A 23,094-nucleotide genomic window follows, 5' to 3' on the forward strand; every position below is an offset into this window, starting at 1 on the left:
GATCCTAGAACCGGGTGCTTTCCAGATACGCGCGCGTATGCGCAGTGTCCTGCATCCGGGTTTCGTCCGTGGGCAGCTCGGCTGCTTCGGCCTGTCCGGTCAGGCTGGCTGCGGCGACAGCAGCGGGTGCTGCAGTTCCGGCCAGTTTGAGGAAGTCGCGGCGCGTTGCGCCTTCTTCCTTGGTCTTGCTCATGGGTGTCTCCTTTCCCATTTGCAGTTTAACGCCCCGCAAGGGACGCTGGCGAATGACAACGCTTCACGCTGCCGACATTCGGAAAGCTTCGCGCTCGATCTCCATGAAAACCCGTCCGGCAGTGCCGACCGAGGCATAGAGGACCGAGTTCTCGGCGCCTTCCAAATCTGAATAGAAATGCGTGGCCCAAGGGCCGATATGTTTGTTCCAGAACGCTTTCTGGTCCTCCAATGACGCGGGCGCGCCGAACCGGCCGACGATCATACCCGCCATCATCTCCATCAACGAGGCGATGTTGTCTTCGGGTTCATAGACGTTTTTCGCCCGCGTGATACCGCGCACAGCCATGTCATTGCGCAGCTGAGCCAATGGTTTCTCGTTCAGGAATCCGGTCAGGTAAAAGCTGGCATAGGGCAGAAGTTCTCCGCGTCCCAAACCGATGAACAAGGCATTGAACTCACGTTCAGCAGCCGCAGGTTTGGTGACTTTGGCCACCCGAGCCATTGCCTGAATAGCCTGACCCAGATCGCTGTCATCGCCGCTGAGACCCACCATCTGGTCCAGCAGCATCTGATCGGGCGGACCGGCCAGCAGCAGGCCCAGAAAGTTGTAGAAATCCGCGCGCAGGCGATCCTCGGCTGAGACATCCATCTGTTGCGCTTCACTTGCGGTCATTCGGTCATCCTTCGAATTCAAATTTCATGCGGCGCGGGGCAGGGGCGACTTCCGCCTCCTCCGGCGCGTCTGGTTCTATTTCAGCCACGAGAAAGGGCTCTGGGTCGGGCAGGTCGATTTCTTCGGGTTCTGGCTGAGGTTCCTCGGCCTCGACCTCGATATCGGAATCTTCCGTCTCGGCTTCGGCCTTGGCGGCCAGCGCTTCGACATGAGCAAGCATACCCTTGCCGACCTGATAGGCGGTCTGAAGGTTTTCGATCACACAGGCCGCGTCGGTGTAGTCCTCACCATAATCCACCAAGCCGTCCACATTGGCCAATACCGGGTTCAGCCGCCACAACCGGCGCAGGGCGCGGCGGCGAAGTCGATCGGGGACAGCTTTGGCCATAAAGCCCGAGACATCGTCACCAGCTTGCAACTGATCGGGATCGGGGAGGTTGAGCTCGGCCAAAATCTCGCCGTCGGTTTTTTCTTCCAGCTCGGCGCGCTGATCTGCGATCACCTGTTCTTCGGCTGCGATTACTTCGGCCTCAGCCTCGGCCTGAACGGCGGCTTTGCGGCGGGACCAGAAATCGCGAGCTTCGGTCATTGGATGATCCTCCGCGGGGCGCGGTAAACATCAGACGTTTGTCGGATGCGCGCATCGCCTTTGCCATCTTCGACCAGATCAGTGCGTTTCTTGTCGCGCTTGCGTTTGATAAAGACCTCATCGCGGTGATGTTCCAACGCGAAATCCCGCACCCAGGCGATCAGCCCGTCGGTCATTGGAATTTTCTCGACAATCTCTTCACCAGTATCCGCGTAGTCTTGCCCTTCATAGGGTGAGGCTGTAACCAGCACAGCATCCATAGGGCGCTGCCCGTCCAATGCATCGCGCAGCACAAGGTAAATCGAAGGCGTGCCGTCGGACAGGTTGACCATATACGCCTCCGTCTCATCCGCCCACAACGTCAGAGGCAGGGTTGCTGCGTGGTATTCTACAGCCTCCCCTTCACGGCGCATCTCGTGCCAGTCCGCAGGGCCGGCACCGGGCAAAACCGCGACAGCGCGCCAGTTCCATTTCGCCCAGCGAGTGACTCCGGGCGTTTTGCGCACAACGACGCCAATTGGCATTTCAATTTGATGAGCGGCCTTCGCCACGTATTCCTCCCCGGAAGGCTCTCCCCTGCCTTCCCCATGTTCACTATGGTACACAAAATGATCTTCTGCCAAGCCCAAGCACTACGACTTTAGTCGCATACGGTGATAGCGAGTTCGTGAGGGGCCTTGTTCCCCGGTAGAAAAACAGGGTTGTTTAGCGCGTCCGGGGGTTGGATTTGGCGTGTTTGCGATGGGGTTTACATTGCCGTCCTCTGAATACAGCCTACTGTGCTGTGAGATGGCGCGACATCCGGGGAGGGGATATGAGCACCAAACTACTATTATGCGACTGCGCGGGCACTCAGCGCGTGGACGCAGACAGGATTGCGTCCGCTTGCGATGCGACATGTTCCAAGGTCCACACGGCGCTGTGTACGCGTGAATTGGAGACAGCTGCGAAGTTTATGCAGGACGGTGACGTGATTGTCGCCTGTGGACAAGAGCAGGAAGTCTTTCGCAACCTGGCCGAAGAGCTTGGGGTCGAGGCCCCGGGTTTCGTCGATCTACGAGACCGCGCGGGATGGTCGGATGAAGGCGCTGATGCCGCCCCCAAGATGGCAGCGCTGGCTGCAGAGGCGCTGTTGCCGCAGCCGATCACGCCCAGCGTGGATGTCGTCAGCGAAGGCACGTGTTTTATCATCGGCCCCGGTGCAGTTGCGTTTGATCTGGCCGAGCGCCTGTCGTCGACCTTGGCCGTCACGGTCCTCAGCACCGACGATAGCGAGCCGATGTCGCGGGCCTACGATGTGGTGCGCGGGCGTGTTCGGTCGCTGACCGGTGCTTTGGGTGGATTTTCCCTGCGGCTGGATGCGCTGCAACAGTTAGAACCCGGCGGACGCGGAGCCTTTGCATGGTCGGAACCGCGCGACGGGGCGGGCTCATCCTGCGATATCGTTCTGGACCTGACCGGTGACACGCCTTTCGTGCAGGCCCCCGCCAAGCGCGAAGGGTATCTGAGGGCCGATCCCAAGGATACCGTCGCTGTGGAGCGTCTGGCCTTTGAAGCGGCGCAACTGGTCAGCACCTTTGAAAAACCGCTTTATGTTCGGATGGAGGAAACCCTCTGCGCCCATTCCCGCGCCGAACAGGTAGGGTGTTCTAACTGCCTGGACATCTGCCCAACCGGTGCGATCACCTCTGCGGGCGAACACGTGTCAATCGACCCTATGATCTGCGCCGGATGCGGAGAATGCGCGGCGGTTTGCCCCTCGACGGCGATCACCTACGAAGACCCGCCGGTTGCAGCACTTTTGTCCCGGATGCACATTCTGGCGCGCACTTATCGACGGGCCGAGGGACAAGCGCCCCGGTTGCTGGTTCATGATGCCCACGGGGCTGAAATGATCCGGCTGTCCGCCCGCTTTGGTCGTGGTTTGCCTGCCGACGTGATCCCATTGGAACTGAACGTGATCTCGGGGTTTGGTCATTCCGAAATGCTGGCCGCGCTGGCCCATGGATTTGCCCGTGTGGATGTGTTGCTGGCACCAACGACCGAGCGGGATGCATTGGACAGGGAACTGGCATTGGCCGAGGCCATCGCAGGCGTGGGAAAGCTGGGCCTGATTGATAAAGCGGACCCGGACGCTATGTCCGATCAGCTATATGGTCAGGATGTTCCAGCACCTTTGGCCGACACGGTGCTGCCCTTGGGAAATCGGCGTCAAATCGCACGCTTGGCCGCACAGGCGCTTAATCCTCAGGCCGATGCTCCGCTGCCATTGCCCGAAGATGCGCCTTACGGCGCGGTGGCCGTGAATACAGACAGTTGCACGCTGTGTCTGAGTTGCGTGTCGCTCTGCCCGTCGGGGGCGCTGATCGACAACCCGGATATGCCGCAGCTGAACTTCCAGCAGGATGCTTGTTTGCAATGCGGCATGTGCCGAACAATCTGCCCCGAGGACGCGATCACGCTGGTCCCGCAACTGGACCTGAGCGATGCCGCCCTGTCACAGCAGGTGTTGAACGAGGAAGAGCCCTTTGCCTGTGTCGAATGCGGCGCGCTGTTCGGCGTTAAATCCACGGTCGAACGGATCATGGAGAAGCTGTCGGGCACGCATCCAATGTTCGCCACCTCGGAGCAGGCGCGGATGATCCAGATGTGCGACAATTGCCGAGTGAACGCGCAGTTTCAACATCAGGACAATCCGTTCCAATCCGCGCCGCGCCCGAAGGTCGTCACGACCGAGGACTACTTCTCAAAAAGGAAGGATCACTGAAGTTGCAGCGGAGCGCCCAGATCAGCGGCGCGAATGACCGAGACAAAGGCCAATATTGCATCCAGCTCGTCCAGCGTTATCTCGACCGGATGAATGGGCGAGGGGCGTTCCGGGTCGAAGGGCGGTGTCAGCCCGTCGATCTGGGTAAAGGCCGGATGCGGGTTCAGGGCAAAAAACGCCTCGAACCGTTCCGACCAGTCCGGCATCGCACGCAGTACGGCAAAGGATGGCGTCGAGCCCAGCCCGTTCATGCGGTTTTGAGGGCCGATCACGTGGCATCGCCCGCAATGGGTCATCGACAGTTCCTCGCCCAACAGGGCATCGCCGTCGATCACGGTTTCTTCCTGCACGGCGGCGATCTCGAACTCGGCCGAAAACGGCGTGCCATTGTCGGGGGCGAACCCTTCGACCGTGCGTTTGCCGATATCCGACAGCAGCCAGTCGCGGAACCGTTCGTGTTTGGTGTCGTCCCCGATGCGCAGGTGGTATATCACCCCATCGCGGGCAAAGACAGGATCACCCGGAGGGCCGCTTTCCAACACCAAAACGCCCGCGTCATCGGCAATAACCCGTATCCCGGTCTTGAGAGAAAAGCGGGGAAGAATATGTTGCAACAGGCCAGAGTCGGCAACTTCGGGCGGGGCAGTCAGCCCGAGCGCCTCTTGCGACCAAGAGGGGGTGGCGGTGAGCGTCAGGCTCAGGCACAAAAGGAGTACGCGCATGGGGTCAGCCTAGCGGCAGCGCCCCAATTGCGTCAAATAAACAGAATGAGACGGAGACACATGCAATGAACAGCAGCCACATGGTTGGGAAAATCAAAGGGTTACAGGCATGAGTGTTCGTGACGCGGTTCTGGCGAACCTCAAGAAGATCACTGATCCGGTGTCGGGTCAGGACATTGTCAGCGCTGGTATCGTGCGCGCGCTGAACGTCGAAGGCGACGCCGTTCGCTTTGTGATGGAGATCGATCCCAAGCACGCCGACAAGATGGAGCCGGTGCGCGCGACGGCTGAGCAGGCGGCGCAAATGGTGGATGGCGTGGCCAAGGTTTCGGCCATGCTGACCGCGCATTCCGACAAGGCACCGCCAGATCTGAAACCCAAGCCGAAACCGGCGCAGACCGGCCCTCAGCCGGTGGCCGGTGTGGATCGGATCATCGCTGTTGCTTCGGGCAAGGGCGGGGTCGGTAAATCGACCGTTTCTGCGAACCTTGCCTGCGCGCTGGCCGCTGAGGGACGGCGCGTGGGTCTGTTGGATGCCGACGTTTATGGCCCGTCGCAACCCCGGATGCTGGGCGTCTCGGGGCGTCCGGCCAGCCCCGATGGCAAGACGATCCTGCCGCTGCGCAATCACGGCGTCACCATGATGTCCATGGGGCTGATGACCAACGAAGGGCAAGCGGTTGTCTGGCGCGGCCCGATGTTGATGGGCGCGTTGCAGCAGATGATGAACCAGGTGCAATGGGGCGCGCTGGATGTGCTGATCGTTGACCTTCCGCCCGGCACCGGCGACGTGCAACTAACGCTGAGCCAAAAGTTCCAGGTAGACGGCGCAATCGTTGTCTCGACCCCGCAGGACGTGGCCCTGATCGATGCCCGCAAGGGGATCGACATGTTCAACCAATTGAAAACGCCGATTGTTGGCATGATCGAGAACATGTCCACGCATATCTGCTCGAATTGCGGGCATGAGGAACATGTGTTCGGCCATGGCGGTGTGGCGTCCGAGGCTGAATCGCTGGGTGTTCCGCTGCTGGGGGAAATCCCTCTGCATCTGGACATTCGCGTGGCCGCTGATGGCGGTGCGCCCATCGTGGTCAGCAAACCCGACAGCCCGCAGGCCGACGCGTTCCGCAAAATCGCCCGCGACATGATTGCCAAGGGCAACGCATGACGGAACCCGTGTTCCCTCCGCTGCTTGCAGGCCACCCGGTGCAGGGCGGCGAGGACCCGTTTCAGCGCGCGCAAGCCATGGCCGCGTTGGGCTGCGACGCGGGAACGGTGGTCTACAACATTCAGGCGGACCGCCTGCGTGTGGCTATCGTCTTTGCACCTGAGGTTCCGCTTCAGGACGCGATGGCGATGCTGCCTCTGTGCGCCGTGGGCTTTCAAAACGCCCTTGGCGCCCTTGCACCGCCCGAGGTTGCGGTGCATCTGGACTGGGATGGTCCGATCTGTGTGAACGGGGCCAAGTGCGGGATGTTTCAGGTCGCGGCCTCGGCTGCCGTGCCCGAGGCCGAACCCGACTGGCTGATCGTGGGCTGGGAACTGGCGCTGATACAAACCAGCGAAGCGCCCGGCGAAAATCCAGATATCACAGCGCTTTATGACGAAGGCTGCGCCGAGGTATCGCCGACTCAACTGGTCGAAAGCTGGTCGCGGCACATGCTGACATGGCTCAACCGCTGGCAAGAAGACGGAAATGCGCCGCTACACGCCGAATGGATGGGGCTGCTACGCGGGGTGGGCGAACCCTATGACACAGGTGTCTTTCTGGGCGCCGACGAGCGGTTCGGAATGCTGATCCGCGACGGTGCCGAAACAACCCTGCGCCCCTTGACGGATCTACTGGAGAACTAAAGATGAAACTGGCCCGCGCGATCCATTTCGACGAAAGCGACATGAACGTATTTCATTCCCCGGCCCGCACGGGCGAGTGGTGTATCTCGGGCGGGTTCGAGTTTTCGAACTGGGGCGAGGGCGATCTTGAGGGCAAGGCCCGGCAGGCGTTCTCGAACGGTTGGTTGGGCGTTGAGACCTTTGGCCGGGTGACATTCGTGGCCGTGACGCAGGTGGAACCCTCCGAGATCGACCAGATTGCGCAGAACCTGGCCGAGCATTTCGTGCAGTTCTATGGCGCACCTTCGGTCGAAGCCGCCTTGGGCGTGGCGCAATCAGAGATCACCCATATGTCCGAGCTGTGCGAAGAACATGCGCCCAACACCCTGCTGACCGTTGCCCGTGAACTATCCGAGACCGGTGTGCATGAGGCTTTCCGCATCATCACCCCGCAGGAAACCCAGCTTGAGGCGTTGGCCGTGCATGGCTCGCTAGACGACTGACAAATGCGGTTGCAGTCTAGGGTGCTGGGCCAGTTTCATCTGCGCATAGGACAAGTCATGCGGATCGGTGCTGTAACCTAACAAATCGAAATCCGGGCGAAACGCATTGATGACCATTTCTGTTAGTTCCGGGTCGTAGTACTCGGCGATTCTACGTGATCGCTTGGACTTGTTTTCATGGTCCAATGTCGCGTTTACGCCGATCTCGGAGCAAAAAGACCGGAAATCAGCGTTTAGGTTTTCCAAACGCCCAACAGTACCGACGATGCAGCGGTCCTGCGGGTCCAACACATACGACGATTGACAGTTTGGCGAACATTCGGTCCCACAATACTCAATAATAAACTCTCGAAAACTGATGTCCTTAATCGCGTTATGCAAGGGGTGAATATCGGTCTGCTGTATATAGCTGAACAACGAAATCTGGAGGTCGAACGGGTTCCGAACAAAGGCGAGCGAATGCATTGCCCAATATCTGTCACCCAAATGCTGGACGTAGTCTGTCGCCTTCGCATGGACTGGAAGAGGTTGGAATTTCGACTTTGGGTAAAGCCCAGTATTTAAAGTCCTCTTGTCGAGGCTTTTGAGCGACCGCTGAAGGGGATTTGGTCGGTCAAATTCTTTTCGCAACGCCCATGCAACCGAACTTCCGCCGGTTTTGGGGATGTGGACAAAGACGATTTTCTTCTTGCTTCCAATCATTGTACGGGGTTGTACGATATTAGATCGCAATAAGTGAATACATAAAATAAACTAAATCAGGTCAGCAAAACCGCCAAATTGACCGCGTTTGAAAATCAATCCTTTTCCGGTGCGATACATGACTTTTTCGACCTCTCCGATCAGGATCAGGTGGTCTCCGGCCTCGTACCGGGCGTGAAGTTGGCAGTCAAAGCGGGCAAGGCAATTCGACAGTTGCGGGCGGTTGGCGTGGTCCGGCGCCCAATCCGCGTGGGAAAAATCCGCGCCGTCACGGGCGAATTTCAGCGCCTGATCCTGCTGATCTTGCGCCATAACGTGGATTGAATAGTGCTGGCAGTCATGAAACGCACCGAACCGGTTGGAATCCTTTGCCAGACACCATAACACCAAAGGCGGGTCCAGCGAGACCGAGGAGAACGAGTTCACCGTGATCGCACGTGGACCCAATTCGGTGTGGGTAGTAACGACTGTGACACCAGTTCCGAAACAGCCCAACGCCTCGCGGAAGGCGGTGCTTTGATGCGGGGTAGGGGTAAAGGTCGTTTCCGTCATTGCGCGCTCGTTCAGTGGCCGGGCCTCAGGTGCCACGACCCGGTGGGATTGTCCACGAAAAGCTGTGTTTAACCGATATATTTTCCAGCTTAGTTCAGGTCTTCCAGCAAGCGCCCATGCTGACGCGTCGCCTCGATAACCGCACCGAACGTGTTCATGCCGCGCGCTTGTAACATGGGCAGCATACGAACCAGAGCCTCAGCCGTGGCGACGGCGTCGCCCAAGGCGGTGTGACGCAAAGCGTCCGGAATGGTGATATCCAGCCTCTCACACAGCGCGTCCAGTGTGTGTTTGTCGCTGGCCCCGAACAGCACGGCGGACAGCAAGACCGTGTCCAGAATGGGGTGATCCCATGCGACGCTCATCTGGTTGGCATGGCGGCGCAAAAAGGCCATGTCGAAGGGCGCATTGTGGGCCACGATCACGGCGTCCCGCGCGAATTGATGGAACACGCGGCCTGCCTCGGCAATCTTGGGCGCATCCTGGACCATGGCATTCGTCACTTTATGCACCTTGGTCGAGGCCGGCGGGATTGGCATCTCCGGATCAACCAGCATATCCAACTGTTCGCCTTCGATGATCCGACCATTCACCACCCGAACAGCGCCGATTTGCACGATCTCATCCTTGTGCGGCAATAGACCTGTGGTCTCGGTGTCGAAGACGACAAAACACAGGTCTCGCAGTTCCAGCGTCTCAAGCGCGCGGTTGGCTTCCGAGTTCATCAGTGCGAAATCATACACCAGCGGGCGTGAGGCTTCGGGCGCGATATTGGCGACGCTGTCATCGAATATCAGCATGTATCCGGGCGCATCGCCCAAGGGCTTCATGCGGGTCGCAAATGACTGGGTGCCGTCGGTGCTTGTCAGCGTGCAGCTGACCTCGAGCCCGGTTTTGACCAGTTTGGCATAGGCATGTTCCAGCGGTTCAGGTTGAAAATATTCCGACAGTGCCGCGTTCAGGCGGGGATGTGAAATCTGAGCCAGAACCTCGGCCGCCTGTCCATCATAAAGAACGATCTTATGGGTCGGACTGGCCAGCAGCATGGCCACCGGGATATCAGTCAGCAAAGCGGTCAATCGTTGCTTTTCAGCGGCCAAATGTGCGGTTTCGGCGGCGACGGCTTCGGCCACACTCAGGGTTTTTTCTGAAAGCTGATCAGCTAGACCTGCAGCCGCAGGGGCCAGATCGCCCAGATAGCGCGCGGCCTGCATGTCCATGTCCGAGCTGACACCCGCATGAGCACGCGCCCGCAGTTCCGCTGACAGACGCTCGATCGGTTTGGCGACGTTGTCATCGAACAAAAGCCAGACGGCAACGATCAGTGCAACGAAGCCGAAACCCATGATGATTTCAGCAAAAATGAACGCGTTGATCAGGTCCGGGTCGGCCACGCGGCGGTAACTGATCCACAGTGCCAGTGCGCTAACGACTACTCCGCCAACGGCCAGCAGGCAGAAGAACAGGAAGATACGCAGGCGCAGGCTTAGCCGGGTCAGCATGTTACACTCCGCAGGTGGCCTCGATGATGGGGTCGTCGGTTGTGCCAGAGATCCAATCGGCATTCACAAGCTGCCCATCGGCCCCGAACTCGGCCCCGTCGGCCAGATTGGCGCGCAGGTTTTGCGCGCAATCGACCGCCACGGGCACTACAGAAATAGGTGCCCAGCGGCCAAAGAAATAGAGGTCAACCAGCCGCTGTTCCGGCACTTGTTCGTTTGTGCGGACCGAGACGGTGTCAATCGCCGCAAACCGGTTCACGAAGGGTACCGCATAGGTCCAGGGACGGTATAGCGCGCGGCTTTCGACCTCTTGCACCACGGTCATCCCGTCGGGCAGTGTGTCTTTGGTGCGGTCGTACCACGAATACTCGCTCGAGATCGTCATTCCGATCATCCCAAGCCCTGCAGCGACCGGCGCGACCCATTTGGGCAGACGACCGCCGGTAAATTTGTTTATCACCATCACCACGCCGGCGAATGCAATGCCTGCAAAGATGGTGGCGATCAGTTCGAGGAACATTCTGTCTCTCCCATTTCCAGCCGGTTTACCCCAGCATTCCTTTTCCGTGGCCAACCGCTGATTGCATCGTCTTTATCACGACAAACGCGTCGCGTAGATGACTTCGCTCAAAGTCAGACAGGTCCGATGGCGGCAGGAAGTTATCGGGTTTCTTGTCGCCTTTCACAAGACGCACCTGATGTTCCAGCCGTGTTTCAGCGATCAGATCATAGGCGTCCAGCAGATCCCGCGCGCCGGACGCACTGAGGATGCCCGCCGATCCGGCCGCTTTCAGCCGCGCGCGGGTGTTGGCCTCGGGCAGTTTGCCTTGCAGGCTGTAAATCCGCGCCAGATCAACCACTGGAACAACGCCGTTGTGTTTCAAATCCAGCGTGTTGCGGTGCTCACCCGACCGGATGGTGGCAAAGCCGCGTAGCAGACCAAGGGGCGGTGTGTGTTTCAGTGAGTTCGAGATCATATGCGCCACGAAGATCGAATTCGAACGCGCGGCAGCCAGCGTGTCGGCTTGCAGGTCGTCGAACAGGTGGAAAGCGCCGCCGATAGGGCGCAGGTCGAACATGACCGAGGCCAGCATCTGCGCCTCAGGGTCAGGTTTGGCGATCCAGCCCTTGAAATAGTCGCGCCAGACGCGCACCGGCTTGCACCAGCGCGGGTTCGTCGCCATCATGTCGCCGGGGCAATAGAAATATCCGCAAGTGTCCAGCCCATCTGAGACGAATTTGGCCAGCGCGTGGAAATAGGACATGTCCCCTTCGGAGACACTGTCATCCAGCATCAGGCAATTGTCCTGATCCGACACGCCAGTCTGCTCTTGCCGACCTTGCGATCCGCAAGCCAGCCAAAGATAGGGCACTGGCGGGGGGCCAAGCTTGGCCTCAGCCAGCGCCAGCAACCGCCTTGTGGCCGTATCCGCGATATCGGTGATCAGGCGCGTGACGATCTCATGTCGGTTTCCGGCGGCGACGAGCTGTACCAGAAGCTGCGGGATTTCATCGGTCACGTCAGCCATCTGCTGGGCCGTCTGCGCCGACGCGATCCGCCGGACCAGTTCGGCAGAGTTGACGGCCTGATAATGGGTCAAGTCGGTCTGCGTCACTATACCGACCAGACGACCGCCTTCGGAAATCGGGATATGGCCAATGCCGCGCTCCATCATGATGTGCAGAACGTCTGACCCGATATCGGATGGGGACAGGGTGATGGGATCGGCGGTCATGATGGCTGAAATGGGGGTGTCGCCGGGCATCCCATCGGCCACGAACTTGCCCGAGATATCGCGCAACGTGGCGATCCCGCGCAGCGCGTCCCCCTCGGTTACACAAAGTGATGAGATATGTTTGTCCCGCATCACCTGCGCAGCTTCACGGACCAGAGTGTCCGGCGGGCAGGTGGCAGGGTTGTGTGCCATCAGCACGTCGATGGCGCTTGTCGCCAGACTTTGCGGGCCCTGGCGCGCATCACGGGTACGGTTAAAGAACTTTGCGACAACTGTATGCCCGTCAATCAATTCGCGCACCAGATCGGACGGCAGAACCAACAGCACTGAAGGCGCGTGCGATTTGGCCTTGGTGAGCGCCTTGCCGTCCTTCAACAGGCCCCGTTCGCCAAAGGAATTGCGCAAACCCAGATGAGAGACCACGGCGTCGTTCTCATCCTTGATCTCAACCTGTCCTTCGTAAATCACAAAGACGCCGGGCAGGGTATGGCCCAGCTCATAGATCGGAGAATCCTCTTCGACCTCCCAGACCTCGATCTGTTGCGCGACAGAATCCAGCAGGTCGTGGGGCAGGGCGTCATAGGGATGGACGGATTTCAGAAACCGGGTGATCTCGTCATGGGACAGGGGCATGGGCTACTCCTCGGTTTCGGGTTGAAAAATCCCGCCCGGTGGTGTGCCGGGCGGGAGTAGTCAGTCGAAAGACGCGGCCTTTGGCAATGGGCCAATGGGCCGCATCAGGGCTCAGTGATCCTGAGCTGCACCCGCGCCACGGGGAATGCGGATGCTTTCGACCATATCTTTGATCTCCTGCGGGGTCTCCTTGGTCGCGCCGGCTACAAAGTAGGCGACGGCAAAGTTGACCATGGCACCGATCGCGCCGAACGAGGTCGACTTGATCGGACCCAGCAGCGGGTCAGCATCGGTGAATGAGTTGGTGCCCGGAATGAACAGCCAGCCCTTGTGCAGGAAGATGTAGACCAAGGTGACGACCAGACCAGCCAGCATACCCGCGACCGCGCCGGTGTTGTTGATGCGGGTCGAGAAGATCCCCATCATCAGCGCCGGGAAGATCGAGGCCGCTGCAAGACCGAAGGCCAAGGCCACCGTCTGCGCCGCGAAGCCCGGAGGGTTAAGACCCAGCCAGGTTGCCACGGCGATGGCGACTGCCATTGCGATCCGCGCCGACAGAAGCTCGCCTTTTTCCGAGATCTGCGGGTTGATCGCGCCCTTGATCAGGTCGTGAGACACAGCCGACGAGATTGCGAGCAGCAGGCCCGCAGCGGTCGACAGAGCAGCGGCAAGACCGCCGGCAGCGACCAGACCGATCACCCAACCTGGCAGGTTGGCGATCTCGGGGTTGGCCAGAACCAGGATGTCACGGTTGAACTTGGTCAGTTCGTTGCCCGCCCAGCCTTTTTCTTCTGCAATCGCGTTCAGAGCGTCCGACTTGTCATTGTAGTACTGGATTTTGCCGTCGCCGTTCTTGTCTTCCCAGTCCAGCAGACCGGTTTTCTGCCACGTGGCCATCCAGTCATAGCGCGCGTCATTGTCGATCTGTTCAACCGAAACAGCGCCACCTTCGATGCCACCATTCGGCCACATCATTTCACTGATGTTCAAACGGGCCATGGCACCAACAGCAGGAGCGGTCAGGTACAGCAGCGCGATGAAGACCAACGCCCAGCCAGCGGACCAACGTGCGTCAGACACTTTCGGTACGGTGAAGAAGCGCATGATGACGTGGGGCAGACCCGCAGTACCGATCATCAGCGACAGGGTGAACAGCACCATGTTCAGCGTGTTCGAGTGGTGGGTGGTGTATTCATTGAAACCCAGCTCGGTCACGATGGCATCCAGCTTGGTCAGCAGGGGTTCACCACTTGCAGTGTCACCAAACAGACCCAGCGCCGGAACAGGCGTGCCGGTCAGTTGCAGCGAGATGAAGATTGCCGGGATGGTATAGGCAGTGATCAGCACGCAGTACTGAGCGACCTGAGTGTAGGTCACGCCTTTCATCCCACCAAACACCGCATATGCGAACACGACAGCTGCACCGATCAGCAGACCCGAGGTGTTGGACACCTCAAGGAAGCGGCCAAAGGCCACGCCAACGCCGGTCATCTGACCAATCACGTAGGTCACGGACGCAACGATCAGACAGATCACCGCAACGATACGGGCCGTCTGGCTGTAGAAGCGGTCGCCGATGAATTCCGAAACGGTGAACTTGCCGAACTTACGCAGGTAAGGGGCAAGCAGCAGAGCCAGCAGCACGTAGCCACCGGTCCAACCCATCAGGAAGGTCGAGTTGTCATAGCCGGTGAAGGCAATCAGGCCTGCCATCGAGATGAACGAGGCTGCGGACATCCAGTCCGCCGCAGTCGCCATACCGTTGGTGACCGGGTGAACGCCGCGATTAGCGGCGTAGAATTCAGATGTGGACCCCGCTCGGGCCCAGATCGCGATGCCGATGTATAGCGCAAAGGACGCGCCAACAAACAGCAGGTTGATGGTAAACTGATCCATAATCCCCGCTCTCCCTTAGTCTTCTTCCACGCCGTGTTCGGCGTCCAGCTTGTTCATGCGCCAGGCGTAGTTGAAGATCAGCACCAAAAAGACCAGGATCGATCCCTGCTGGGCAAACCAAAAGCCCAGATCGGTGCCGCCAACCGAGATGCCGGACAGCAGCGGACGCAGCAGAATGCCGAATCCAAAAGACACCAGCGCCCAGATCGCGAGGCTGATGTAGATGAGACGCAGGTTGGCCTGCCAATAGCCCTTATCGGCCTCGGCAGTCTGCGCGGAGTTTGTGGTGTTATCCGCCATTGCGGGTTCCTCCTTCGCTACCTCGTTGGCGGCCCGTTGCCCAACTCCTCCAGTGCGTTGGACCGCTTCTCGAATGTGCCAAACGCCCCGTGACGTCCGGCAAAACTTCCCTGGTCCGCCAAGGCGGGTCCATTGAAGTATTCTGTTTTAAGGATCAAAGCCCGGTTTAGGCTTATCTCCTCCCCTTAACTCATGACCCCGCGCACAAGCCCTTGCAGGTCGTTGGCGATGGCGTCGATTTGGCCCATGGCATCAATGCCTTGCAGCACGCCTTGGGCTTGGTAGTAGTCAATCAGCGGTGCTGTCTGCGCGTGATACGCAGTCAGGCGCGACGCAACGGTTTCGGCGTTGTCATCCGCGCGACGCTTGAACTCGGTGCCGCCGCAATTGTCGCATTTGCCTTCAACAGCAGGCACTTTGAACGTGTCGTGAAAGCCTTCACCACACATGGCGCAGGTGTAACGGCCCGAAATGCGCGCGACCATTTCGGCGTCCTGAACCTCAAGACTAATCGCGGCGCTGATCTTTTGATCCGATGTGGCCAGCAGCCCGTCCAGCGCCTTGGCCTGAACGGTGGTGCGGGGGAAACCATCAAGGATTACCCCTTTCTGGCAATCCGGCTTGGCCATTCGGTCGCGCAGGATGGCGATGACGATCTCGTCGCTGACCAGATCGCCCGCTTCCATCACGGCTTTGGCGGCTTTACCTGCGTCGGTGCCTGCGGCAACGGCCTCACGCAGCAAGTCGCCGGTGCTGAGCTGAACCAGACCGAATTTATCTTCCAGCATCCGAGCCTGCGTGCCCTTCCCGGCGCCCGGAGGGCCGAGAAGGATCAGAACAGCGGGGGAGGTGGTAACGGCAGCGTCCATCATTCCCTCACTTATTCGCCCGGTTTTCGATCAGGTCTTCGACGACCGACGGATCGGCGAGTGTCGAGGTGTCGCCCAGAGAGCCAAAGTCATTCTCGGCGATCTTGCGCAGGATGCGTCGCATGATCTTGCCCGAGCGCGTCTTCGGAAGGCCCGGCGCCCATTGAATTACGTCCGGCGAGGCAATCGGCCCGATCTCGGTCCGTACCCAGGTGCGCAGCTCTTTCAGCAGCTCATCTGAAGGTTCACGATCATTCATCAAGGTGACGTAGCAATAGATGCCTTGCCCTTTGATTTCATGTGGGTAGCCCACCACGGCGGCCTCGGCCACGGCCGCATGTGCCACCAGCGCACTTTCGACCTCGGCCGTGCCCATACGGTGGCCCGAGACGTTGATAACGTCATCGACGCGGCCTGTGATCCAGTAATCGCCATCTTCGTCCCGACGGCAACCGTCGCCGGTGAAGTAGTAGCCTTTGTAGTCCGAGAAATAGGTCTTCTCGAACCGTTCATGGTCGCCCCAGACGGTGCGCATCTGACCGGGCCAGCTGTCCTTGATGCACAAAACACCCTCAACGCCGTTGCCGTTGATTTCGACACCGGATTGCGGATCCAGCACCACGGGCTGCACGCCAAAGAAGGGTTTCATCGCAGAGCCGGGCTTGGTCGCATGTGCGCCGGGCAGGGGGGTCATCATGTGGCCGCCGGTTTCGGTCTGCCACCAGGTGTCAACGATGGGGCATCTGCCCTTGCCGACAACATCATTGTACCAGTTCCACGCCTCTGGGTTGATCGGCTCACCCACAGTGCCCAGCAGACACAAATCGCTGAGGTCGTGCTTTTCAACGAACTCATTGCCCTGACCCATCAGGGCACGGATCGCGGTAGGGGCGGTGTAGAACTGATTGACCTTGTGCTTGGCGCACACCTCCCAGAAACGACCGGCGTCGGGATAGGTGGGCACGCCTTCGAACATCAGCGTCGTCGCACCGTTGGCCAGCGGGCCATATACGATATAGCTGTGGCCCGTGACCCAGCCCACATCCGCCGTACACCAATAGATGTCGCCCTCGTGGTAGTCGAACGTGACCTCATGAGTCAGCGCGGCATAGACAAGATAGCCGCCGGTTGTATGCACGACGCCCTTGGGCTGACCGGTCGACCCGGAGGTGTAGAGGATGAACAGAGGATCCTCGGCATTCATCTCAGCCGGAGCGCAATAATCGTCCGCCTCAAGCGCCATTTCGTTGTAGTCATAGTCGCGATCGGCAATCCAAGTGGTTTGACCATTGGTGCGCTTGACGACCAGACATTTGACGGTGTCCTTGCAATGCAGCAATGCCGCATCCGCATTGGATTTCAGAGGGGTTTTGCGGCCACCGCGCGGGGCTTCATCCGCGGTGATGACAACCTTGGCGTCGCACCCATTGATCCGCGCGGCCAATGCGTCCGGAGAAAATCCCGCAAAAACAATGGAGTGGATGGCGCCAATACGGGCGCAGGCCAACATGGCATAGGCTGCTTCGGGGATCATCGGCAGGTAGATGACAACGCGGTCGCCTTTGCGCACGCCCAAGGATTCCAGAATGTTGGCCATCCGGCAGGTGCGGCGGTGCAACTCGGCATAGGTGATGTGCTGAGCCGCGTCGTTTGGATCATCCGGTTCCCAGATGATGGCGGTCTGATCGCCGCGTGTTTCAAGATGGCGATCCAGGCAGTTGGCCGAAACGTTCAGCGTACCATCGGCATACCAGTTGATGCCAACCGAACCGAAATCATAGCTGACATCCTTGACCTGCGTGAACGGTTTGATCCAGTCGACACGCTTTCCCTGCTCGCCCCAAAAGGCGACAGGGTCGTTGACGGAGGCTGCGTACATCTCGGAATATTTGTCAGCATCGACATGTGCACGCGCAACGGTTTCTGCAGTTGGCGGATAAGCTTTGGCATCTGCCTGGGCAGCGGTTGTCATTCTGAGGCTCCTCCCTCTAGGACTGAAATTGACGGGCTCGATTTTGCCTGCTGATTTGGCAATGTCGACCCGCATCCTCCCCGTACCGAATAATACGGAGAACTGAAAACAAGGGAATAAATTACAGAAAACTAAGGGTTAGTTTGTAAATAAATTTCTTGATTCCTGTCAAATTAGAAAACAAATTTGTAAAATGGATGAAAAATAAAATAGAAACATATAGTTGATTGTAACAAGTGAAAAGCGTGACAGCTGGCTTCTGATCCATAGGCAATAGGTATTTGAAACTCATCTTTTAGTTGTTAGCGCCAAACGGAACCGAGGAACACGGGCACGCGTCCCGCTCTGGGGGTTGGCACTTTAAGATGTTGGCGCTAGCTTTGCTTGCAAGCGCCCTGGGGAAGGGGCGCAAAAAAGGGAGAGATCACAATGAAAAAGATGCTGAGCGGTGCGGCTGTTGCCGCTTTGACCGTCGCCTTCGTTTCTGAGGCCGCAGCAACCGAATGGAGCGCTTCGGTCTGGGGTAAACGCCGCGCCTTTACTGAGCACGTTGAAAAACTGGCCGAGTTGGTCAGTGAAAAGACTAATGGCGAGTTCACCATCAATGTCAGCTATGGCGGCCTGTCCAAACCGCGCGAGAATCTCGATGGGATTGAGATCGGCGCGTTCGAGATGGCGCAATTTTGCGCGGGCTATCATCGCGACAAGAACCGGGCCATCACGGTGCTGGAGCTACCGTTCCTCGGGGTGAACAACCTAGAAGAAGAGGTGGCCGTCAGCCACGCTGTTTACGATCACCCGGCGGTGAAAGATGAGATGGCTCAGTGGAACGCGCGTATCATCATGACCTCGCCCATGCCGCAGTATAATCTGGTCGGCACCGGCGATCCGCGTGACAAGCTGGCTGATTTCGACGGCATGCGTGTGCGTGCGACCGGTGGTCTGGGTCAGGCATTCGAAGCGGTCGGAGGTGTCCCGACCTCGGTTCCCGCGACCGAGGCGTTCAATGCGATGGAATCGGGCGTTGTCGACACGGTGGCCTTTGCCCAACATGCTCACCTGTCTTTCGGCACCATAAACGAGGCTGATTGGTGGACCGCAAACCTCAACCCCGGCACGGTCAACTGCCCGGTGGTAGTGAATATCGACGCCTATGAAGCCCTACCGGCCGAACATCGAGAGGCACTGGACAGTTCGATTGATGAGGCGATTGATCATTACCTCGCCAACTATGGTGGCCTGCTGGAACAGTGGGACAGCGTCCTATCCGAGAAGGGCGTCGCAAAGGTCGAAATCGACGATGCGGTGATCGAAGAGTTCCGCACCAAGGCGGCAGATCCGATCCGCGAGCAGTGGATAGCGGACATGTCGGCCCAAGGTCTGCCTGCGCAGGACCTCTATGATCTCGTTCAGGCCACGCTGAAACAACAGCGCGGCGGCAACTGATCGTATCGTCCGGGTGCCTCATCGGCGCCCGGACACCCATAAAGACAACAGGGGATCACCGGCATGGCAGGACAGGCCACGGTGCTTGAGGACGGCAGTCGTCTCAGCCGTCTGGATCATCAATTATTGCGATTGGAACGGTTCCTTGCCCTGATCAGCGGGATAGCTGTATTTGGGCTGATGGTTTTGGCCGTAGTATCGGTTAGCGGGCGTAACGCGTTCAACGCACCTTTGCCTGGCTATGTGGACTGGATCGAACAGGCCATGCCACTGATCGCGTTCCTTGGCATTTCCTTTGTCCAGCGGGATGGCGGGCACATCCGAATGGATATCGTCATCTCGCGCCTGCACGGGCGGGCGCTGTGGCTGTTCGAACTGATCTCGGTCGTATTGATCCTTGTTCTGATGCTAGCCCTTGTCTGGGGCAGCTGGTCCCATTTCGACCGCTCGTTCGATTTCGGCGCACCGTTGTGGAGCCGTGACAGCTCAATCGACATCGGTATTCCGCTCTGGCCTGCCAAACTCTTGGCCCCGGTTGCCTTCTCGGTGCTGTGCCTGCGGCTGATCCTGCAAATCTGGGGCTATGGCCGCGCCTTTGTCTTAGGGCTGGAGAACCCGGTGGCCGTGCCGCTGATACAGGATGTCGCCGCCCAGGCGGCTGCCGAGGCCGAGCAATTCGAAGGGCAGGACTAAATGGACACGATTGATATCGGCCTGTGGGTCACAGGCGGCCTTCTGGTTCTGGTCGTCACTGGGATGCGCGTGGCCTTTGCGGCAGGTTTGGCAGGTTTGGTTGGGCTGGTCTGGATTTTCTGGGCCAAATTCGGCTATGACCCCGACCGCTTTGGCAAAGCACTGACCGTGGCTGTCAAAACGGCAGGGCAGGTGCCCCATTCCAAGGTTGCGGCTCATACGCTCAGCCTGATTCCGACCTTCATTCTGATCGGTTATCTGGCCTATTACGCAGGCTTGACCCGCGCGCTGTTCGAGGCCGCCAAACGCTGGGTCGCCTGGGTGCCCGGTGGGTTGGCGGTGTCCACCGTCTTCGCCACGGCTGGCTTTGCGGCAGTGTCGGGCGCTTCGGTCGCCACGTCTGCCGTGTTTGCGCGCATCGCCATCCCCGAAATGCTGAAGGTCGGCTACAATAAACAATTCGCGGCCGGCGTCGTTGCCGCTGGCGGAACGCTGGCCTCGCTGATCCCGCCCTCTGCGATTCTGGTGATCTATGCGATCATCGTTGAACAGGATGTCGGCAAGCTGCTTTTGGCGGGTTTCATCCCGGGAGCATTCTCTGCCGTTATTTACGGTCTACTCATTGTTGGCATCGCGGTGATCTTCAAATCCGTGGGGCCGCCAGTAACCGGATTTACATGGAAACAACGCTTCGCCGCCTTACCCGGCGCGTTCCCAATCGTCGCCGTAATCCTCATCATCATCTGCTTCGTCTACAACCCGTTTGGCGACAAGGCTTGGGGCACCCCCACCGAAGGCGGCGCGATCGGAGCCTTTATCGTCTTTTGTTTTGCGCTGTTTCACGGAATGCGCTGGACCGAGCTGAAATCGGCCCTGCTGGAAACCGCAAAGCTGACGGCCATGATCTTCTCTATCATCTGGGGGGTTCTGATCTATGTTCGATTCCTCGGGTTCGCGGATCTGCCCGGTGCATTCTCGGACTGGATCACATCGCTTGAGATGTCGCCAATGCTGATCCTGATCTGCATCCTGCTGGCTTATGCGGTTCTGGGCATGTTTATGGACGCCATCGGGATGCTGCTGCTGACGTTACCGGTGGTCTACCCCGCAGTAATGGCCTTGAATGGCGGTGAAACCGTCAGCGCGGCTGAAAGCGCCTTTGGGATGTCTGGCCCGATGTGCGCCATCTGGTTCGGTATACTTGTGGTGAAAATGGCCGAGTTCTGCCTGATAACCCCACCCATTGGGCTCAACTGCTTTGTGGTTGCAGGGGTCCGCCCGGACCTGAGCGTTCAGGATGTTTTCAAAGGCGTGACACCGTTTTTCATCGCAGACGCCGTCACCATCGCGTTGTTGGTGGCGTTCCCTGGTATCGTGCTCTATCTGCCGTCCTTGGCTGGGTAGAAGGTAATTTGCGAGGCTCTGCCTCGCGCTCCGGGATATTTTTAGCCAGATGAAAAGCGGATCCGTACTTCATCTGGCCCCAAATATCCCGGGGGAGTCGCCCGCAGGGCGGTGGGGGCAGAGCCCCCTGTTTAGCTTGCCCGCATGAGCATACCATAGAGATCTCGGGGATCGTCCGGGTCAGCGAGCATATCCAGTGCTTCGAAATAGTCGGTGCCTTCGATTACTGATTTGATATAGCAAAGGGCCGAGAAGTCCTCGATTGCGAAGCCCACACTGTCAAACAGTGTGATTTGCTGGTTGTCCTTGCGACCCGCAGCTTGACCGGTCATGACCTGCCAAAGTTCAGTAACGGGATGATCGGGGTTCAGCGCCTGAATTTCACCTTCGATGCGCGTTTGTTCGGGGTACTCGACAAAAATGTCCGAGCGCAGCAGGATGTCTCGATGCAGTTCGGTTTTACCAGGGCAATCGCCGCCGATGGCGTTGATATGCACGCCAGGGCCGACCATGTTGTCGGTCAGGATTGTCGCGTATTTCTTGTCGGCCGTACATGTGGTGATGATCTGAGCACCTTCGATGGCGTCTTCGGGCGTTTTGCATAGTACAACCGTCAGGCCAGAGTTTTTCAAGTTCGTCGCGCATTTTTCGGTTGCAGCAGGGTCGGTGTCGTAAAGACGTACCGAGGTAATCCCACACATAGCCTTGAATGCCAGGCACTGAAACTCGGATTGTGCACCATTGCCGATCATCGCCATGGTCGTGGCGCCCTTTGGTGCAAGGTAACTGCCGACCAGGGCAGATGTGGCAGCGGTACGCAGGGCGGTCAGCAAGGTCATCTCGGTCAGCAGGGTGGGATAGCCGGTATAGACATCCGCAAGCAGGCCGAAGGCGGTGACCGTCTGAAGCCCTTCGGATGTGTTCTTGGGGTGTCCGTTCACGTATTTGAACCCATAGGCCTCGCCATCAGACGTCGGCATCAGCTCGATCACGCCATGGGGGGAATGAGCGGGAATACGGGGCGTTTTATCGAAACTTTTCCACCGCTTGAAATCTGCTTCGATGCGGGCGGCGATCTGGGTGATCATGCGCTCAAGGCCGATATGGTGCACAAGGCGCATCATATTGTCGACTGACACAAAGGGCACGAGGGCTTTGTCTGAGGGTTGGGGCATCAGAAACTCCGGGTCGGGCGGTCGAAGATGCGCCGCCCCATCAGCGACGCAGCCAAATCGACCATCAGTTTTGCAGTACGGCCGCGCTCATCCAGAAACGGGTTGAGCTCGACCAGATCGAGCGAGCAGACCAGCCCGCTTTCGTGTAGCAATTCCATCACCAGATGCGCCTCGCGCTCGGTCGCGCCGCCGGGAACGGTAGTGCCGACCGCCGGGGCGATGGAGGGGTCGAGGAAATCAACGTCGAGCGACACATGAAGCAGGCCATTTGCGGCGCGGACTCGATCCAGAAAGGCCATTAGCGGGGCCTTGATCCCGTGTTCGTCGATGCTGCGCATATCGGCCAGCATAGCACGGTCCTGTTCCAGGCGCGCGCGCTCGGCCGGGTCTACGGATCGCAGGCCGATCATGCCAACGCGATCGGTCGGCACGGGTGCTGTGATCTTAGGAAAGGCGTCGAAACCCGACTGGCCGGTGAAATAAGCGACCGGGGTACCGTGCAGATTGCCGCTATCGGTGCTGTCGGGGGTATGGAAATCGCTGTGCGCGTCCAGCCACAACACAAACAGGGGACGGTTCAACTGTTGAGCGTGCTGGGCCATGCCCGAAACGGTGCCCATCGACAGCGCGTGATCGCCGCCCATGAAGATCGGCACGCCTTTGGGTGCTGTTTCAAGCGCGGCGTGCTGCAGTGCTTTGGTCCAGCCGACGCATTCCGGCAAAGCGAAAAGGTGCGCGTGTTCCGCCAGATCGGTTTGGTCGGGTCGGACATCTCCGGCATCGAGAACCGAGTGGCCGAGGTCTGTCAGGGCTGTCTCCAGCCCAGCGACTCGATAGGCGTCCGGGCCCATCCGGCAGCCCTGGCGGCGTTTACCGGCATCCATGGGGGCGCCGACGAGTATGATGTTTTGTGTGGTCATGTTTCAATC

At 59.0% G+C, this 23,094-nt stretch carries 23 protein-coding genes; 7 read left to right on the plus strand and 16 right to left on the minus strand.

What is annotated here, in order from left to right:
- Positions 1–4 precede the first annotated feature (4 nt).
- The 4 genes from ACR0DB_RS07315 to ACR0DB_RS07330 form a co-directional block, all read right to left on the minus strand.
- On the minus strand, positions 5–193 hold the full coding sequence (locus ACR0DB_RS07315; protein ID WP_170352882.1) for a ubiquinol-cytochrome c reductase iron-sulfur subunit N-terminal domain-containing protein: 189 nt from the start codon (positions 191–193) through the stop codon (positions 5–7).
- A 63-nt stretch (positions 194–256) separates the two neighbouring features.
- The gene (locus tag ACR0DB_RS07320) at positions 257–868 is read right to left on the minus strand and encodes a TorD/DmsD family molecular chaperone (protein ID WP_480549814.1); all 612 of its coding nucleotides are present in this window, start codon (positions 866–868) and stop codon (positions 257–259) included.
- A gap of 4 nt (positions 869–872) precedes the next feature.
- Positions 873–1,457 carry a DUF3306 domain-containing protein gene (locus tag ACR0DB_RS07325; RefSeq protein WP_170769480.1) on the minus strand — a complete coding sequence of 195 codons (585 nt, stop codon included), beginning with the start codon at positions 1,455–1,457 and terminating at the stop codon, positions 873–875.
- The gene (locus tag ACR0DB_RS07330) at positions 1,454–2,008 is read right to left on the minus strand and encodes a DUF3305 domain-containing protein (RefSeq protein WP_170788525.1); all 555 of its coding nucleotides are present in this window, start codon (positions 2,006–2,008) and stop codon (positions 1,454–1,456) included. Before ACR0DB_RS07330 ends, ACR0DB_RS07325 begins: the two co-directional genes overlap by 4 nt.
- Before the next feature lie 263 nt (positions 2,009–2,271).
- Between ACR0DB_RS07330 and ACR0DB_RS07335 the strand changes: the two genes are divergently transcribed.
- On the plus strand, positions 2,272–4,224 hold the full coding sequence (locus ACR0DB_RS07335; protein ID WP_480549816.1) for a 4Fe-4S binding protein: 1,953 nt from the start codon (positions 2,272–2,274) through the stop codon (positions 4,222–4,224).
- Here the strand turns inward: ACR0DB_RS07335 and ACR0DB_RS07340 are convergent.
- Positions 4,218–4,946, minus strand: coding sequence for a c-type cytochrome (locus tag ACR0DB_RS07340; protein ID WP_170784495.1), 729 nt, complete (start codon positions 4,944–4,946; stop codon positions 4,218–4,220). The genes ACR0DB_RS07335 and ACR0DB_RS07340 overlap by 7 nt on opposite strands.
- 109 nt (positions 4,947–5,055) lie before the next feature.
- Between ACR0DB_RS07340 and ACR0DB_RS07345 the strand changes: the two genes are divergently transcribed.
- The 3 genes from ACR0DB_RS07345 to ACR0DB_RS07355 are packed head-to-tail and all read left to right on the plus strand — an operon-like array spanning position 5,056 to position 7,285.
- Entirely contained in the window at positions 5,056–6,117 is a 1,062-nt protein-coding gene (locus ACR0DB_RS07345; RefSeq protein ID WP_480549818.1) for an Mrp/NBP35 family ATP-binding protein, read from the plus strand.
- Positions 6,114–6,803, plus strand: coding sequence for a biotin/lipoate--protein ligase family protein (locus ACR0DB_RS07350; protein ID WP_170769485.1), 690 nt, complete (start codon positions 6,114–6,116; stop codon positions 6,801–6,803). Before ACR0DB_RS07345 ends, ACR0DB_RS07350 begins: the two co-directional genes overlap by 4 nt.
- Positions 6,804–6,805: 2 nt before the next feature.
- Complete coding sequence (locus ACR0DB_RS07355) at positions 6,806–7,285, plus strand: DUF6505 family protein (RefSeq protein ID WP_170788529.1); 480 nt, start codon at positions 6,806–6,808, stop codon at positions 7,283–7,285.
- On the opposite strand, the gene ACR0DB_RS07360 is transcribed toward ACR0DB_RS07355, so the two are convergent.
- The 9 genes from ACR0DB_RS07360 to acs form a co-directional block, all read right to left on the minus strand.
- The gene (locus ACR0DB_RS07360) at positions 7,274–7,987 is read right to left on the minus strand and encodes a sulfotransferase family 2 domain-containing protein (protein ID WP_170769487.1); all 714 of its coding nucleotides are present in this window, start codon (positions 7,985–7,987) and stop codon (positions 7,274–7,276) included. The two genes, ACR0DB_RS07355 and ACR0DB_RS07360, sit on opposite strands and share 12 nt — an antisense overlap.
- A 51-nt stretch (positions 7,988–8,038) precedes the next feature.
- On the minus strand, positions 8,039–8,539 hold the full coding sequence (locus ACR0DB_RS07365) for a flavin reductase family protein (protein WP_480549820.1): 501 nt from the start codon (positions 8,537–8,539) through the stop codon (positions 8,039–8,041).
- A gap of 89 nt (positions 8,540–8,628) precedes the next feature.
- Positions 8,629–10,041 (minus strand): 3'-5' exonuclease, encoded by a 1,413-nt coding sequence (locus tag ACR0DB_RS07370; RefSeq protein WP_170784505.1) that lies wholly within the window; start codon positions 10,039–10,041, stop codon positions 8,629–8,631.
- Position 10,042: 1 nt separating this feature from the next.
- Positions 10,043–10,561 carry a hypothetical protein gene (locus ACR0DB_RS07375; protein ID WP_170769490.1) on the minus strand — a complete coding sequence of 173 codons (519 nt, stop codon included), beginning with the start codon at positions 10,559–10,561 and terminating at the stop codon, positions 10,043–10,045.
- Positions 10,562–10,586: 25 nt separating this feature from the next.
- Positions 10,587–12,410 (minus strand): DUF294 nucleotidyltransferase-like domain-containing protein, encoded by a 1,824-nt coding sequence (locus ACR0DB_RS07380; protein WP_480549822.1) that lies wholly within the window; start codon positions 12,408–12,410, stop codon positions 10,587–10,589.
- Positions 12,411–12,521: 111 nt separating this feature from the next.
- Positions 12,522–14,306: a sodium:solute symporter family protein gene (locus tag ACR0DB_RS07385; protein ID WP_170769492.1), complete on the minus strand. Its 1,785-nt coding sequence runs from the start codon at positions 14,304–14,306 to the stop codon at positions 12,522–12,524.
- A gap of 15 nt (positions 14,307–14,321) precedes the next feature.
- Entirely contained in the window at positions 14,322–14,606 is a 285-nt protein-coding gene (locus ACR0DB_RS07390) for a DUF4212 domain-containing protein (protein ID WP_170769493.1), read from the minus strand.
- Positions 14,607–14,791: 185 nt separating this feature from the next.
- The gene (locus ACR0DB_RS07395) at positions 14,792–15,475 is read right to left on the minus strand and encodes an adenylate kinase (protein ID WP_480549824.1); all 684 of its coding nucleotides are present in this window, start codon (positions 15,473–15,475) and stop codon (positions 14,792–14,794) included.
- Between the two features lie 7 nt (positions 15,476–15,482).
- A complete protein-coding gene (gene acs / locus ACR0DB_RS07400; RefSeq protein ID WP_170769495.1) occupies positions 15,483–17,447 on the minus strand; it encodes an acetate--CoA ligase in 1,965 nt (654 codons plus the stop codon).
- A gap of 429 nt (positions 17,448–17,876) precedes the next feature.
- Here acs and ACR0DB_RS07405 point away from each other — a divergent pair, with 429 nt between their 5' ends.
- The 3 genes from ACR0DB_RS07405 (at position 17,877) to ACR0DB_RS07415 (ending at position 20,990) form a co-directional block, all read left to right on the plus strand.
- Positions 17,877–18,893 carry a C4-dicarboxylate TRAP transporter substrate-binding protein gene (locus tag ACR0DB_RS07405; protein WP_170784515.1) on the plus strand — a complete coding sequence of 339 codons (1,017 nt, stop codon included), beginning with the start codon at positions 17,877–17,879 and terminating at the stop codon, positions 18,891–18,893.
- Between the two features lie 63 nt (positions 18,894–18,956).
- Positions 18,957–19,586, plus strand: a complete 630-nt coding sequence (locus ACR0DB_RS07410) for a TRAP transporter small permease subunit (RefSeq protein WP_480549826.1) — start codon at positions 18,957–18,959, stop codon at positions 19,584–19,586.
- Positions 19,587–20,990 carry a TRAP transporter large permease gene (locus tag ACR0DB_RS07415; protein ID WP_170784520.1) on the plus strand — a complete coding sequence of 468 codons (1,404 nt, stop codon included), beginning with the start codon at positions 19,587–19,589 and terminating at the stop codon, positions 20,988–20,990.
- A 131-nt stretch (positions 20,991–21,121) separates the two neighbouring features.
- On the opposite strand, the gene ACR0DB_RS07420 is transcribed toward ACR0DB_RS07415, so the two are convergent.
- Together ACR0DB_RS07420 and rocF are read right to left on the minus strand one after the other, a co-directional pair.
- Complete coding sequence (locus ACR0DB_RS07420) at positions 21,122–22,165, minus strand: ornithine cyclodeaminase (protein ID WP_480549828.1); 1,044 nt, start codon at positions 22,163–22,165, stop codon at positions 21,122–21,124.
- Positions 22,165–23,085 carry an arginase gene (gene rocF, locus ACR0DB_RS07425; RefSeq protein ID WP_480549830.1) on the minus strand — a complete coding sequence of 307 codons (921 nt, stop codon included), beginning with the start codon at positions 23,083–23,085 and terminating at the stop codon, positions 22,165–22,167. Before rocF ends, ACR0DB_RS07420 begins: the two co-directional genes overlap by 1 nt.
- Positions 23,086–23,094: the final 9 nt, after the last annotated feature.

Source organism: Ruegeria sp. AB6, assembly GCF_056542685.1.

Coding starts and splice junctions, on each gene's coding strand:
- ACR0DB_RS07410 (WP_480549826.1), top strand. CDS start 18,957: ATGGCAGGACAGGCCACGGTGCTTGAGGACGGCAGTCGTCTCAGCCGT.
- ACR0DB_RS07380 (WP_480549822.1), bottom strand. CDS start 12,410: ATGCCCCTGTCCCATGACGAGATCACCCGGTTTCTGAAATCCGTCCAT.
- rocF (WP_480549830.1), bottom strand. CDS start 23,085: ATGACCACACAAAACATCATACTCGTCGGCGCCCCCATGGATGCCGGT.
- ACR0DB_RS07325 (WP_170769480.1), bottom strand. CDS start 1,457: ATGACCGAAGCTCGCGATTTCTGGTCCCGCCGCAAAGCCGCCGTTCAG.
- ACR0DB_RS07365 (WP_480549820.1), bottom strand. CDS start 8,539: ATGACGGAAACGACCTTTACCCCTACCCCGCATCAAAGCACCGCCTTC.
- ACR0DB_RS07360 (WP_170769487.1), bottom strand. CDS start 7,987: ATGATTGGAAGCAAGAAGAAAATCGTCTTTGTCCACATCCCCAAAACC.
- ACR0DB_RS07345 (WP_480549818.1), top strand. CDS start 5,056: ATGAGTGTTCGTGACGCGGTTCTGGCGAACCTCAAGAAGATCACTGAT.
- ACR0DB_RS07390 (WP_170769493.1), bottom strand. CDS start 14,606: ATGGCGGATAACACCACAAACTCCGCGCAGACTGCCGAGGCCGATAAG.
- ACR0DB_RS07405 (WP_170784515.1), top strand. CDS start 17,877: ATGAAAAAGATGCTGAGCGGTGCGGCTGTTGCCGCTTTGACCGTCGCC.
- ACR0DB_RS07340 (WP_170784495.1), bottom strand. CDS start 4,946: ATGCGCGTACTCCTTTTGTGCCTGAGCCTGACGCTCACCGCCACCCCC.
- ACR0DB_RS07395 (WP_480549824.1), bottom strand. CDS start 15,475: ATGGACGCTGCCGTTACCACCTCCCCCGCTGTTCTGATCCTTCTCGGC.
- ACR0DB_RS07355 (WP_170788529.1), top strand. CDS start 6,806: ATGAAACTGGCCCGCGCGATCCATTTCGACGAAAGCGACATGAACGTA.
- ACR0DB_RS07375 (WP_170769490.1), bottom strand. CDS start 10,561: ATGTTCCTCGAACTGATCGCCACCATCTTTGCAGGCATTGCATTCGCC.
- ACR0DB_RS07370 (WP_170784505.1), bottom strand. CDS start 10,041: ATGCTGACCCGGCTAAGCCTGCGCCTGCGTATCTTCCTGTTCTTCTGC.
- ACR0DB_RS07420 (WP_480549828.1), bottom strand. CDS start 22,165: ATGCCCCAACCCTCAGACAAAGCCCTCGTGCCCTTTGTGTCAGTCGAC.
- ACR0DB_RS07350 (WP_170769485.1), top strand. CDS start 6,114: ATGACGGAACCCGTGTTCCCTCCGCTGCTTGCAGGCCACCCGGTGCAG.
- ACR0DB_RS07335 (WP_480549816.1), top strand. CDS start 2,272: ATGAGCACCAAACTACTATTATGCGACTGCGCGGGCACTCAGCGCGTG.
- ACR0DB_RS07385 (WP_170769492.1), bottom strand. CDS start 14,306: ATGGATCAGTTTACCATCAACCTGCTGTTTGTTGGCGCGTCCTTTGCG.
- ACR0DB_RS07320 (WP_480549814.1), bottom strand. CDS start 868: ATGACCGCAAGTGAAGCGCAACAGATGGATGTCTCAGCCGAGGATCGC.
- ACR0DB_RS07315 (WP_170352882.1), bottom strand. CDS start 193: ATGAGCAAGACCAAGGAAGAAGGCGCAACGCGCCGCGACTTCCTCAAA.
- acs (WP_170769495.1), bottom strand. CDS start 17,447: ATGACAACCGCTGCCCAGGCAGATGCCAAAGCTTATCCGCCAACTGCA.
- ACR0DB_RS07415 (WP_170784520.1), top strand. CDS start 19,587: ATGGACACGATTGATATCGGCCTGTGGGTCACAGGCGGCCTTCTGGTT.